The sequence below is a fragment of the Pseudomonas sp. D1-36 genome (genome assembly GCF_051132205.1).
In the GTDB taxonomy this organism is placed as follows: Bacteria; Pseudomonadota; Gammaproteobacteria; order Pseudomonadales; family Pseudomonadaceae; genus Aquipseudomonas.
The window spans coordinates 4,388,597-4,401,295 of sequence record NZ_CP071674.1; the positions used below are offsets into that span (position 1 = coordinate 4,388,597).

Annotated in this window: 13 protein-coding genes; 10 read left to right on the forward strand and 3 right to left on the reverse strand. The window is 61.0% G+C overall.

Annotated elements, in window-relative coordinates; genetic code table 11:
- The first annotated feature begins 247 nt into the window (after nucleotides 1-247).
- The 7 genes from J3P76_RS19495 to pdeM all read left to right on the forward strand — a co-directional run bounded on the left by J3P76_RS19495 (nucleotide 248) and on the right by pdeM (nucleotide 7,781).
- Nucleotides 248-1,030 (forward strand): transporter substrate-binding domain-containing protein, encoded by a 783-nt coding sequence (locus J3P76_RS19495; RefSeq protein ID WP_434562620.1) that lies wholly within the window; start codon nucleotides 248-250, stop codon nucleotides 1,028-1,030.
- A 58-nt stretch (nucleotides 1,031-1,088) separates the two neighbouring features.
- Nucleotides 1,089-1,817, forward strand: a complete 729-nt coding sequence (locus J3P76_RS19500; RefSeq protein ID WP_420764307.1) for an ABC transporter permease — start codon at nucleotides 1,089-1,091, stop codon at nucleotides 1,815-1,817.
- A complete protein-coding gene (locus J3P76_RS19505; RefSeq protein WP_434701153.1) occupies nucleotides 1,814-2,524 on the forward strand; it encodes an ABC transporter permease in 711 nt (236 codons plus the stop codon). Before J3P76_RS19500 ends, J3P76_RS19505 begins: the two co-directional genes overlap by 4 nt.
- 27 nt (nucleotides 2,525-2,551) lie before the next feature.
- Nucleotides 2,552-3,670, forward strand: coding sequence for a succinylglutamate desuccinylase/aspartoacylase family protein (locus J3P76_RS19510; protein ID WP_434701154.1), 1,119 nt, complete (start codon nucleotides 2,552-2,554; stop codon nucleotides 3,668-3,670).
- A 13-nt stretch (nucleotides 3,671-3,683) separates the two neighbouring features.
- Entirely contained in the window at nucleotides 3,684-4,448 is a 765-nt protein-coding gene (locus tag J3P76_RS19515; RefSeq protein WP_420764304.1) for an ABC transporter ATP-binding protein, read from the forward strand.
- Nucleotides 4,449-4,638: 190 nt separating this feature from the next.
- Entirely contained in the window at nucleotides 4,639-7,125 is a 2,487-nt protein-coding gene (locus J3P76_RS19520; RefSeq protein ID WP_434650129.1) for a ligase-associated DNA damage response DEXH box helicase, read from the forward strand.
- Nucleotides 7,125-7,781, forward strand: coding sequence for a ligase-associated DNA damage response endonuclease PdeM (gene pdeM, locus J3P76_RS19525; RefSeq protein WP_434701155.1), 657 nt, complete (start codon nucleotides 7,125-7,127; stop codon nucleotides 7,779-7,781). The genes J3P76_RS19520 and pdeM overlap by 1 nt, the downstream gene beginning before the upstream one ends.
- 34 nt (nucleotides 7,782-7,815) lie before the next feature.
- Here the strand turns inward: pdeM and J3P76_RS19530 are convergent, their stop codons facing one another.
- Entirely contained in the window at nucleotides 7,816-8,022 is a 207-nt protein-coding gene (locus tag J3P76_RS19530) for a hypothetical protein (protein WP_420764301.1), read from the reverse strand.
- Nucleotides 8,023-8,124: 102 nt separating this feature from the next.
- On the reverse strand, nucleotides 8,125-8,691 hold the full coding sequence (gene dcd, locus J3P76_RS19535) for a dCTP deaminase (protein WP_017126297.1): 567 nt from the start codon (nucleotides 8,689-8,691) through the stop codon (nucleotides 8,125-8,127).
- A 353-nt stretch (nucleotides 8,692-9,044) separates the two neighbouring features.
- Here dcd and J3P76_RS19540 point away from each other — a divergent pair, with 353 nt between their 5' ends.
- Nucleotides 9,045-9,254, forward strand: coding sequence for a cold-shock protein (locus J3P76_RS19540; protein ID WP_002554837.1), 210 nt, complete (start codon nucleotides 9,045-9,047; stop codon nucleotides 9,252-9,254).
- A 176-nt stretch (nucleotides 9,255-9,430) separates the two neighbouring features.
- Here the strand turns inward: J3P76_RS19540 and J3P76_RS19545 are convergent, their stop codons facing one another.
- A complete protein-coding gene (locus tag J3P76_RS19545; protein WP_420764300.1) occupies nucleotides 9,431-10,438 on the reverse strand; it encodes a DUF481 domain-containing protein in 1,008 nt (335 codons plus the stop codon).
- A gap of 155 nt (nucleotides 10,439-10,593) precedes the next feature.
- Here J3P76_RS19545 and J3P76_RS19550 point away from each other — a divergent pair, with 155 nt between their 5' ends.
- A complete protein-coding gene (locus J3P76_RS19550) occupies nucleotides 10,594-10,947 on the forward strand; it encodes an MGMT family protein (protein ID WP_434562610.1) in 354 nt (117 codons plus the stop codon).
- A 44-nt stretch (nucleotides 10,948-10,991) separates the two neighbouring features.
- Nucleotides 10,992-12,575 carry an AmpG family muropeptide MFS transporter gene (locus tag J3P76_RS19555; RefSeq protein WP_434609902.1) on the forward strand — a complete coding sequence of 528 codons (1,584 nt, stop codon included), beginning with the start codon at nucleotides 10,992-10,994 and terminating at the stop codon, nucleotides 12,573-12,575.
- The last annotated feature ends 124 nt before the right edge of the window (nucleotides 12,576-12,699 follow it).

The window sequence follows — 12,699 nt, forward strand, 5'->3', positions numbered from 1 at the left end:
CAAAAAACCGTTCGTCTTTTGCCATAGCGTTTTTCCAAACAGCGCACGCTCCATCCCGGTGCGCTTTTTGATGTACGCTCATCCCCGCGCACCATCGCGTTCCGTCACCTGCCGCGAGTGCTTTTAAAACACTTGTTCGGCACTATGGTTCGGAAATTGCTACCTTTATGCCGTCATACCGTTCAGACCTTCACCGGTAACAATCCAACGCGCCACAAGCGCTCAAATTGGTTTTAGGGACTCAATAATGAAAAAAGCACTGCTGACCCTTTCTGCACTGGCATTGTGCGTGGCTGCTGGCGCTGCCACGGCCAAGGAATACAAGGAACTGCGTTTTGGTGTCGACCCGTCCTACGCCCCGTTCGAATCCAAGGCCGCCGACGGCAATCTGGTGGGTTTCGACATCGACCTGGGCAATGCGATCTGCGCAGAACTGAAGGTCAAATGCAAATGGGTCGAAAGCGATTTCGACGGCATGATCCCAGGCCTCAAGGCCAATAAATTCGACGGCGTGATCTCGTCCATGACCGTGACCCCGGCCCGCGAAAAAGTCATCGACTTTTCCAACGAGCTGTTCTCCGGCCCAACGGCTTATGTATTCAAGAAAGGTTCGGGTCTGAGCGAAGACGTTGCCTCGCTCAAAGGCAAGACCGTTGGCTACGAGCAAGGCACCATCCAGGAAACCTACGCCAAGACCGTGCTGGACAAGGCTGGCGTCAAGACCCAGGCCTACCAGAACCAGGACCAGGTCTATTCCGACCTGACCTCCGGCCGCCTCGATGCCGCGATCCAGGACATGCTCCAGGCTGAGCTGGGCTTCCTGAAGTCGCCAAAAGGCGCAGACTATGAAGTCAGCAAGCCAGTGGACAGCGAACTGCTGCCCTCCAAGACCGCTATCGGTATCAAGAAAGGTAACAAAGAGCTGAAGGCGCTTTTGGATAAAGGTATCAAAGCGTTACACGACGACGGCAAGTACGCCGAAATCCAGAAAAAACACTTTGGCGATCTGAATCTGTACAGCGGCAAATAATGCGCAGTGCCCACCCGGTTTCGGGTGGGCACTTTTTTTCTGCCCAAGGCAATCTTCCATGTTCGAACAACTCCTACAAAATCTGGGGCTCTCGGCCTTCAGCCTGCAGGGCTTTGGCCCGCTCCTGATGCAAGGCACCTGGATGACGATCAAGCTCTCTGCCCTGTCCCTGTTGTTAAGCGTTCTGCTCGGCCTGCTGGGCGCCAGCGCCAAGCTGTCCAGCGTCAAGCTGCTGCGTGTTCCAGCCCAGCTCTACACCACGCTGATTCGCGGTGTACCCGACCTGGTGCTGATGCTGCTGATCTTCTACAGCCTGCAAACCTGGCTGACGTCTTTTACCGATTTCATGGAATGGGAATACATCGAGATCAACCCATTCGGCGCCGGGGTCATCACCCTGGGCTTCATTTATGGCGCGTACTTCACCGAAACCTTTCGCGGCGCGATCCTCGCGGTGCCTCGCGGGCAGGTCGAAGCGGCCACGGCCTATGGCCTCAAGCGTGGCCAGCGTTTCCGCTACGTGGTGTTCCCGCAAATGATGCGCTTTGCCCTGCCGGGCATTGGCAACAACTGGATGGTGATGCTCAAGGCCACCGCGCTGGTGTCGATCATCGGCCTGGCTGACCTGGTCAAGGCGGCCCAGGACGCGGGCAAGAGCACCTACCAGCTGTTCTACTTTCTGGTGCTCGCGGCGCTGATCTATCTGATGATCACCAGCGCGTCCAATATCATCCTGCGCTGGCTTGAACGGCGCTACGCCGCCGGAGCCCGGGAGGCGGTGCGATGATCGAACTCCTGCAGGAATACTGGCGACCGTTTCTCTACAGCGACGGCGTCAACATCACGGGCCTGGCGATGACTCTGTGGCTGCTCAGCGCTTCGTTGCTGATCGGCTTCGTGGTATCGATCCCGCTGTCCATTGCCCGGGTTTCACCCAGGTTCTACGTCCGCTGGCCGGTGCAGTTCTACACCTACCTGTTCCGTGGCACGCCGCTCTACATTCAGTTGCTGATCTGCTACACCGGCATCTACAGCCTCGAGGCGGTGCGCGCCCAACCCATGCTCGACAGTTTCTTTCGCGACGCGATGAACTGCACGATCCTGGCATTCGCCTTGAACACCTGCGCCTACACCACGGAGATTTTCGCCGGGGCCATTCGCAGCATGAACCACGGCGAGGTCGAGGCGGCCAAGGCTTACGGCCTGACCGGCTGGAAACTCTACACCTACGTGATCATGCCGTCGGCCCTGCGTCGTTCGCTGCCGTATTACAGCAACGAAGTGATTCTGATGCTGCACTCGACGACCGTGGCGTTCACCGCTACCGTTCCAGACGTGCTGAAGGTCGCGCGGGATGCAAACTCGGCCACGTTCCTGACGTTCCAGTCGTTCGGGATCGCCGCCTTGATCTACCTGACCATAACGTTTGCACTGGTGGGCCTCTTCCGCCTCGCCGAACGCCGCTGGCTGGCCTTCCTCGGGCCAACCCACTAAGGCTTCCGTTCCAGGACATACACGCACATGCGCCACCAGATACATGACCTGCTGGCCCCGCTGCCGGGGACCGCACGCAAGATCCACAGCTTTCACTTCGGCCCGGAAAAGGCCGATGGCAAAATCTACATCCAGTCGTCCCTGCACGCCGATGAGCTGCCCGGCATGCTCGTGGCCTGGCACCTCAAGCAGCGCCTGGCCGAGTTGGAGGCCTCCGGCCATTTGCGACACGAGATCGTGCTGGTGCCGATCGCCAACCCCATCGGCCTTGAACAAGTGCTGATGGACGTGCCGCTGGGCCGCTATGAGTTGGAGAGCGGGCAGAATTTCAACCGCCGGTTCGTCGACTTGAGCGAAGAGATCGGCAACGAAATCGAAGGCTTGCTGACCGACGACCCGCGGCACAACCTGAGGCTGATCCGTACCAGCCTGCGCGATGCCCTGAGCCGCCAGAGCGCCAGCACGCAATTGCAATCCCAGCGCCTGGTCCTGCAGCGGCTGGCCTGCGACGCCGACATGGTGCTCGACCTGCATTGCGATTTCGAAGCCGTGGCCCACCTCTACACCACCCCCGAAGCCTGGCCGCAGGTCGAGCCGCTGGCGCGCTACATCGGCGCCGAGGCCAGCCTGTTGGCCACCGACTCGGGCGGCCAGTCGTTCGATGAGTGTTTCACGCTGCTGTGGTGGCAACTCAAGGAACGTTTTGGCGAACGATTCGAGATTCCCCTGGGAAGCTTTTCCGTCACCGTCGAACTGCGCGGCCAGGGTGACGTCAACCACGGCCTGGCGAGCCTCGACTGCCAGGCATTGATCGAGTACCTGATCCACTTCGGTGCCATCGACGGCGAACCGGTGCCATTGCCCGACCTGCCCTACCCGGCCACGCCGCTGGCGGCCGTCGAACCGGTGGCGACGCCGGTTGGCGGGCTGCTGGTGTACAACGCTCTGCCCGGCGAGTACATGGAGGCGGGGCAACTGATCGCCGAAATCATCGACCCGGTCAACGACACCGTCACGCCCGTTCATTGCCGCAACGCCGGGCTGCTTTATGCCCGCTCGCTGCGCCGCATGGCCACCGCCGGCATGGTCATCGCCCATGTCGCCGGAACCGAAGCCTACCGCAGCGGCTACTTACTTTCGCCTTGAGGATGCCTGTTCCATGTACAAACTGACCATCGAAGGCCTGCACAAGAGCTATGGCCAGCACGAGGTGCTCAAAGGGGTTTCACTCAAGGCCAGGACCGGCGACGTGATCAGCCTGATCGGCGCCAGCGGCTCGGGCAAAAGCACCTTCTTGCGCTGCATCAACTTCCTCGAACAACCCAACGACGGCGCCATGACCCTGGACGGCCAGTCGATCCAGATGATCAAGGATCATCACGGCATGCGCGTGGCCGATGCCGACGAGCTGCAACGCATCCGTACGCGCCTGGCCATGGTGTTCCAGCACTTCAACCTATGGAGCCACATGACCGTGCTGGAAAACATCACCATGGCGCCACGCCGGGTGCTGGGCGTCAGCAAGCAGGAAGCCGACGAGCGCGCCCGTCGTTATCTCGACAAGGTCGGCCTGCCGGCCCGCGTCGCCGAGCAATACCCGGCGTTCCTGTCTGGCGGGCAGCAACAGCGCGTGGCGATTGCCCGCGCCTTGGCGATGGAGCCGGAAGTCATGCTGTTCGACGAACCGACTTCCGCCCTTGACCCGGAGCTGGTGGGAGAAGTGTTGAAGGTGATCCAAGGCCTGGCGGAAGAGGGCCGCACCATGATCATGGTGACTCACGAAATGAGCTTCGCCCGCAAGGTTTCCAACCAGGTGCTGTTCCTGCACCAGGGCCTGGTGGAAGAAGAAGGCGCGCCGCAAGACGTGCTGGGCAACCCCAGGAGCGAGCGACTCAAGCAGTTCCTCAGCGGCAATCTGAAATAACTCCCCGCCTCCGTGGGCAGCGAGCTTGCTCGCGAAGGCGATAGACCAGACGCCATCGATGCTGCCTGAGCTGGCCCTATCGCGAGCAAGCTCGCTCCCACAAAGGTCCGTGCCCGACCAGTCGATCAAATAAACCTTCATCTCCTGCCGTGGTCACTGAAGAAGGACCTTCAGGGCGCACACGGCACGCATGGCGACATCCAGCAACTTCGCAAAAAAGTGGTTCGACGCCCGGGGCTGGAAGCCGTTCGCTTTTCAAAAAAATGTGTGGGCCGCGGTCAAGCGCGGCGAGTCGGGGCTGCTGCACGCCAGCACCGGCGCCGGCAAGACCTACGCCGTGTGGTTTGCCGCTCTCAACCGTTTCGCCCGCGCCGTGCCGCCGCCGGACAAACCCCGAAAACGCAAACCTGCGGCCGAGCCGTTGACAGTCTTGTGGATAACGCCGATGCGCGCGCTGGCCGCTGATACTGGCAAGGCACTTCAAGCGCCCCTCGACCCGTTGCAGATCCCCTGGACCGTCGGCCTGCGCACCGGTGACACCAGCGCGAACGAACGCGCCCGCCAAGGCCGACGCCTGCCCACGGCGCTGATCACCACCCCGGAAAGCCTGACCCTGATGCTGGCCCGCGCCGACGCGCAAACCGCCGTTTCGACCTTGCGCATGGTCGTGGTGGATGAATGGCACGAATTGCTCGGCAACAAGCGTGGCGTGCAGCTGCAACTGGCCCTGGCCCGCTTGCGGCGCTGGCATCCGGGGCTGATTGTGTGGGGAGTCTCCGCGACCCTGGGTAACCAGGCCCACGCCGAACAGGTGCTTATCCCACAAGGCAATGGTGCCAGCGTGCAGGGCGCCAACGCCAAGGCCCTACAGGTCGATACGCTGTTGCCGCCGACCCTTGAACGTTTCCCCTGGGCCGGGCACATCGGCTTGAAAATGCTGCCCCAGGTCGTCGCCGAAATCGACGCCAGCAGCAGCTGCCTGGTCTTTACCAACACCCGTGCGCAGTCGGAAATCTGGTACCAGGCGATCCTCGAGGCACGTCCGGACTGGGCCGGGCTGATCGCGCTGCATCACAGCTCGTTGTCCCGCGAGACCAGGGATTGGGTGGAACAAGCCCTCAAGGATGGCCAGCTCAAAGCGGTGGTGTGCACCTCAAGCCTGGACCTGGGGGTGGATTTTCTGCCGGTAGAACGGGTGTTGCAGATCGGCTCGGCCAAGGGTGTGGCGCGGCTGATGCAGCGCGCCGGACGCTCCGGCCACGCGCCGGGACGGACCTCGCGAATCACACTCGTGCCGACCCATAGCCTGGAACTGATCGAGTCCGCCGCCGCGCAGGACGCCGTGGCGCAGCGGCGCATCGAGCCCCGGGAATCGCCGCACAAACCCCTGGACGTGCTGGTCCAGCATTTGGTCAGCATGGCCCTGGGCGGCGGTTTCAGGCCCGACGAACTGTTCGACGAGGTCCGTGGCGCCTGGGCTTACCGCGATTTGAACCCTGCCGAATGGGCATGGGCCCTGGCGTTCGTGCGCCACGGTGGACTCTCGTTGACGGCCTACCCTGACTATCGACGGGTCGAGCCGGACGAGCACGGCGTATGGCGCGTGCCTGACGCACGCCTGGCCCGGCGCCACCGCATGAGCATCGGCACCATCGTCAGCGACGCCAGCCTGCAGCTGAAGTTCTGGAGCAAGGGCGGGGGCGGCAAAACCTTGGGCAGCGTGGAAGAAGGTTTTATCGCGCGGCTGCGTCCCGGCGACGGGTTTCTCTTCGCCGGGCGGTTATTGGAACTGGTCCGGGTCGAAGACATGACGGCCTACGTGCGGCGCAGCCAGGCGAAAAAAGCTGCCGTGCCACGCTGGAACGGCGGCCGCATGCCACTTTCCAGCGAACTTGCCGCCGCGGTCGTAGCACGCCTGAGCGAGGCCGCCGCAGGCCATTTCGACGGCCCGGAGATGCGCGCCGTGCAACCATTGCTATCGACGCAACTGCGCTGGTCCGGCCTCCCCACGCAGGGCACGTTGCTGGCCGAAGCGCTCAAGTCCCGGGAGGGCTGGCACCTGTTCCTCTATCCGTTCGCCGGGCGCCAGGTTCACCTCGGGCTTGCCAGCCTGCTGGCCTGGCGCGTCAGCCAGCGACAACCGGTGACATTTTCCATCGCGGTCAACGACTACGGACTGGAACTGCTCAGCGCCACCCAAGTGGACTGGTCAGCGCACCTGAACCCGGGGCTCTTGCGCACCGATAATCTGCTGGTGGACGTGCTCGCCAGCCTGAATGCCGGAGAACTGGCGCTGCGGCGCTTTCGCGAGATCGCCCGAATCGCCGGGCTGGTATTCGCCGGCTATCCCGGCGCGCCGAAGAGCACACGGCAAGTCCAGGCCTCCAGCGGACTGTTTTTTCAAGTGTTCAAGCAATACGACGCCGATAACCTGCTGCTGGCCCAGGCCGGCGAGGAGGTCCTGCGCGAAGAATTGGATATACGCCGACTGGAGCAGACCTTGGAACGCCTCGATACGTTGAAGCTGGACCTGCACATCATTAAACGCCCCACCCCGCTGGGCTTCCCGTTATTGGTGGAACGGTTCCGCGAAAGCATGAGCTCGGAAAAACTTGCCGATCGCATCCGCCGGATGGTCAGCGAACTGGAACGAACCGCCGATAAAGGTACCGTCTGATGCCCGCGCCCTACCCCATCAACCTCGCCGGTGAAGAACTCTGGCTGCTGCCGCACAAAGCCCTGTACTGGCCGGCCCAGGAAACCCTGATGGTGGCCGACGCACATTTCGGCAAGGCCGCTGCCTATCGCAGCCTCGGCCAACCGGTGCCCCACGGCACGACGGCGAGCAATATCGCCATGCTGGATCAACTGCTGGCAAGCGTGCCGTGTCGATTGCTGATTTTCCTTGGGGATTTCCTTCACGGGCCTGGTTCCCATGCCCCCGGCACACTGAACGCTCTCGCCGGTTGGCGTGAACGGCATCAAGCACTTCCCATCACACTCATACGTGGCAATCACGACAAGAGCGCTGGCGATCCACCGCCCTCGATGAATATCCGCGTCGTACCCGAGCCACTGCTGCTGGGCCCGTTCGCCGTGCAACACGAACCCACGCCGCACCCAAGCCGACATGTGCTGGCCGGGCATGTGCACCCGGTCTATCACTTGACAGGCAAAGGCCGGCAACGGCTTCGGCTTCCGTGTTTCCGCCTTGGTAGTGATGTCAGCCTGCTGCCGGCCTTCGGTGCGTTCACCGGAGGCTATCGGGTCGAGCAGGACAACGACTGCAAGATCTTCGTGATTGGCGACAACGAAATATGGCCCGTCAGCTGAAGCGCATTCGCTTCAACTGACGGGCCATATTTGATCAGGCTACGGGCGCAGGAGGCGGCTCGTCGGGAAGTGTCGGTTCGCCGGGTTCGGTTGGCTGCTCGTTGGGGGTATCGGGATCTGGCTGGCCGGGGATGCCGCCTGCCGCTTCAGCAGGATGGGCCAGCAGTGACCAAGCCAGGACGCCGATCTGATTGGGCTCAAGACTTGCCAGTTCGGCACTGATTCGCGGATCGATCTTCATAGAGCTACTCCTGAGCGAAGGCCCATTGGGCTGACGCAAAAAAACGGGCAGTACACTTCATAGAGTGCCTGCCCGCCCAGGAATTCCAACAGCTCGTCAGAATCAGGTACGCGGCAGTGTCACGCCGCGCTGGCCCTGGTATTTGCCACCCCGGTCCTTATAGGACACTTCGCACTCTTCATCGGATTCGAGGAACAGCATCTGCGCCACGCCTTCGTTGGCGTATATCTTGGCCGGGAGGGTCGTGGTGTTGGAAAACTCCAGGGTCACATGGCCTTCCCATTCCGGTTCCAGGGGCGTGACGTTGACGATGATGCCGCAACGGGCATAGGTGCTTTTACCCAGGCAAATGGTCAGCACGTTGCGCGGAATACGGAAATACTCGACGGTGCGGGCCAGGGCGAAGGAGTTCGGCGGAATGATGCAGACATCGCTCTTGATGTCGACGAAGCTCTTCTCGTCGAAGTTCTTCGGGTCGACTGTGGCCGAGTTGATGTTGGTGAACACCTTGAATTCATCGGCGCAGCGCACATCGTAGCCGTAGCTGGAAACACCGAAGGAAATCAGCCGGTCGGCGCCTTCGCCACGCATCTGGCGCTCTACGAAGGGCTCGATCATGCCGTGCTCTTGCGCCATGCGGCGAATCCACTTGTCCGATTTGATGCTCATGGCGGGTTTCCTGAAATAGCGAGGTGGAAAAAACTGTCCGGCATCTTACCGGGGCGCGGGGCGGGTTCAAAGTGCGGGACGCAATTCTCGCCGATCCACCTTGATTTCCGGGCCCTGGCGGCAACCGTCAGCGCCGTCAGTCATTAAAACCGAGAAACCTTCGCAAAGACCATTGGCACGTTCCGGAAAAAGGGTTAAGGTGGCGTCACTGTGCTGCTTGTGTCACTGAGAATCTCTACACGATATGTTGAATTTCGATCCAACCATCTACAAGAATTTTTCCTGCTCTTTGCACTCAGTCTCGGCCAGGGTTCTTCCTGAGTCGCAGTTATCTTTGTTCAAGGAGTTACACCATGTCTAATCGCCAAACCGGTACCGTTAAGTGGTTCAACGATGAAAAAGGCTTCGGCTTCATCACTCCACAATCCGGTGACGATCTGTTCGTTCACTTCAAAGCTATCCAATCCGACGGCTTCAAAAGCCTGAAAGAAGGCCAACAGGTTTCTTTCATCGCTACCCGCGGTCAGAAAGGCATGCAAGCTGAAGAAGTTCAAGTTATCTAACTTGTACTTGCTTTAGTAAGAAGCCCCGCCCTTAAAAGCGGGGCTTTTTTGTGTCTGTTGATTTTTCAGGCACAAAAAACTGTGGGAGCGAGCTTGCTCGCGATAGCGGTCTGTCTGATCCACCACTATCGCGAGCAAGCTCGCTCCCACAGGAGGGTTCGTTGATTAGCCTGGGATTACCAGGTCACACCGAACCCAGCCGTGTAGCGCGTCTTACTGATGTCGCTGTCTTCCGTCCCTTCGATGACATCTTTCTCGGCCTTGAGATTGAGTGACGCCCAGTCGGTCACTTTATAGCGCAACCCCAACTCTGCGTCGTAGGCATAATCCGCCACGCCAGACAGCGGCTTGCCGACTTCGCCATTGGTGAAAAACTCAACCCGTTTGCCGATCAGGTAACGGTTGTAGTCCCATTTCATGGCGACGGAATAGAAGTTGTCCTTGCCGCCATCGCTGTACTCGTAATCGGTGCGGTTGAGCAGCGAACCCAGGGAGAACGCACCCAGTTCGTCGTCCCAGAACTGGTAGCCCGGACCGGTACCCACGACACGCTGGCGGGCCAGGTCCTCGACTTTGTCGCGCTTGTAATTGAGCCGACCTTGCCAGAACCATTTATCGGTGATGAACCGGTCGAGGGAGTACTCCAGTCGCCAGTTATCAGCCGAGACTATGTCGTCCTGGAATTCGCGGTTGTATTCGCCTTCGGCGGTGTGCCGCCACCTGCCGTGGCGCGCCGAGGTCTTGAAGTCGATGTCGTAGTCGTCGGTGTCGTTTTCCGCCCGCTGGTAATCCAGTGCGGCGTCGATATTGCCCTTCCACACCAAATCCTCGACCACCGGCTTGGGCTTGAGAATCTGCTGGATGCTCGCCAGCTCGACGGTCTTGGGCACATCACCATTGGCCAAGGTCACCTTGCCATCCTCGGCCGCCTGCAACGCCTTGGCTTTCTCGCCACTGTAAGCGTCCTGCTTGACCAACAACTGCTGGTCGCTTTCAAGGGTCTTGACCTGTTTCCAATCGATAGGGACCGCGCCGGCATAATCGGTCTGGATCAGCAACTTGCCGCCGTCGAAAACGGTGATCTTGCCGCTGAGCTTGTCGCCGTTCTTCAACCAGACGGTATCGGCAAGCAAAGGCATGGAGGCGCTCGTAACAGCTAGGCAAAGCAGGGTTCTGGACAACATAAGCGATAATGGGCTCAAGTTTGCGATGAAAAGGCGGCATTATCCCCCAGGATGACACCTCAGCAACGACTGACCCACGTATGGAAGATGAGTTCATTTATCAACCCGCCCTGTAGGAATTAATCTACAGACGGACACTTTCAGGAACCGCGCTTGTGACTGACGCCACTTCGGCCACCGAGAACGCCGCCCAGATCCGCCGCACCACGCTTTACCTCACCCTGGCACAGGTGCCTGCCGGCAAAGTCGTAACCTACGGCCAACTCGCCGAAATGGCCGGGCTGGGCCGCGCCGCGCGCTGGGTCGGACGAACCCTCAGCCAATTGCCCGGCGACACGAAGCTGCCGTGGCATCGCGTGCTCGGTGCCGGCGGTCGGATCAGCCTGCCGGTGGGAAGCCCCTCAGGGGACGAACAACGCGCGCGCTTGCGCACGGAGGGGATCAGTGTCCTGAATAATCGTGTTGATATTCAGCGCCATGGCTGGCGCCCGGTAGAGCACAGCGGTTAGAGTGCGCGCTTTGTTTTCGCAATTTTTGAGGCAGACTCCAGCCCATGCCCCGTAAAACCTGGCGCGCCGCCCTCGCCGCCTATGCCAGTCCTTCGACGCTCGTGCTGTTGCTGCTTGGCTTCGCCGCCGGCTTGCCGTACATGCTGGTGTTTTCCACGCTCTCGGTCTGGTTGCGCGAAGCCGGCGTGGCTCGCGAGACCATCGGTTACGCCAGCCTGATCGGCCTCGCCTACGCCTTCAAGTGGGTCTGGTCGCCATTGCTGGACCAATGGCGCCTGCCACTGCTGGGCAAGCTGGGACGCCGCCGATCCTGGTTGGTGCTGTCCCAAGGGCTGGTCATCCTGGGCCTGGTGGGCATGGGTTTCTGCGATCCGCAAAAGCACCTGTCCTGGCTGATCGCAATCGCGGTGATAGTGGCCTTCGCCTCCGCGACTCAGGACATCGCCGTCGATGCCTATCGACTGGAAATCGTGGACGACACCCGCCAGGCCGCATTGGCCGCCAGCTACATGTCCGGCTACCGGGTCGCCGCCCTGCTGGCCACGGCCGGCGCGCTGTTTTTCGCCGAGGGCTTCGGCTCCACCGGGTTCAGCTACAAACATTCGGCCTGGGCGGGCACGTACCTATTGTTCGGCGTGCTGATGGTGCCCGCCTTGCTGACCTCACTGTTCATGCGCGAGCCTCCGGTGCCACTGCGCACACAGTTGCAGGCCGGGCGCTATACCTTCGTCCATCAGCTCGCATCGGTGTTCGTCCTGATCGTGCTCCTGGTGTCGGTCCCGGCCATGTTCACCCAACTCTATAACACCGACTTTGCCAGCGTGCTGTTCGAGGGCGTCAGCCTGCTCGACCTGCTGCTCGAGGACCGGGCGTTCCTGCGCGCCATCCTCTATATCCTCCTGACTGTCATGTGCCTGTCGTCGATGGGCCGTCGCGGCCTGGCGCCGGTGCTCACCCCCGTCAACGACTTCATCCTGCGCTACCGCTGGCAGGCGCTGCTGCTGCTCGGCCTGATCGCCACCTACCGGATGTCCGACACGGTCATGGGCGTCATGGCCAACGTGTTCTACATCGACCAAGGATTTACCAAGGACCAGATCGCCAGCGTCAGCAAGATATTCGGGCTGATCATGACGCTGGTGGGCGCCGGCATGGGCGGCCTGCTCATCGTGCGATTCGGCATCTTGCCGATCCTGTTCATTGGCGGCGTGTCCTCGGCGGCCACCAATATCCTGTTCTTGATGCTCACGGGGATGGGCGCCGACCTGGAGATGCTGATTGTCACCATCTCCCTGGACAATTTCAGCTCCGGCCTGGCGACCTCGGCATTCGTCGCGTACCTGTCCAGCCTGACCAACCTGAAATTCTCCGCAACCCAGTACGCCCTGCTCAGCTCGATCATGCTCTTGCTGCCGCGCCTGATCGGTGGGTATTCCGGGGTCATGGTGGAAAAGTTCGGCTATCACGATTTCTTCCTGATCACCGCCCTGCTCGGCGTTCCAACCTTGCTGCTGATCGCGCTCCACTGGTACCAGGAAAATCGCCGCCAGGACTCGACGCACGGAACGGAGTCAGAGTCAGAGCCGGAGTCGAAATCGACGCCGACCCGGCCCGCCCAAGAGTCGTAGGCCCAAGAATCGTAGGAAAGCTCAGCAGGCGCCGAAGAAAGCGGCGCCTGGATCCGGCAACAGGCCACGCGCCTGTACGCCAGGGCATCTCGCCCGTACAATGCTGCGTCACTTCTCGTCATCA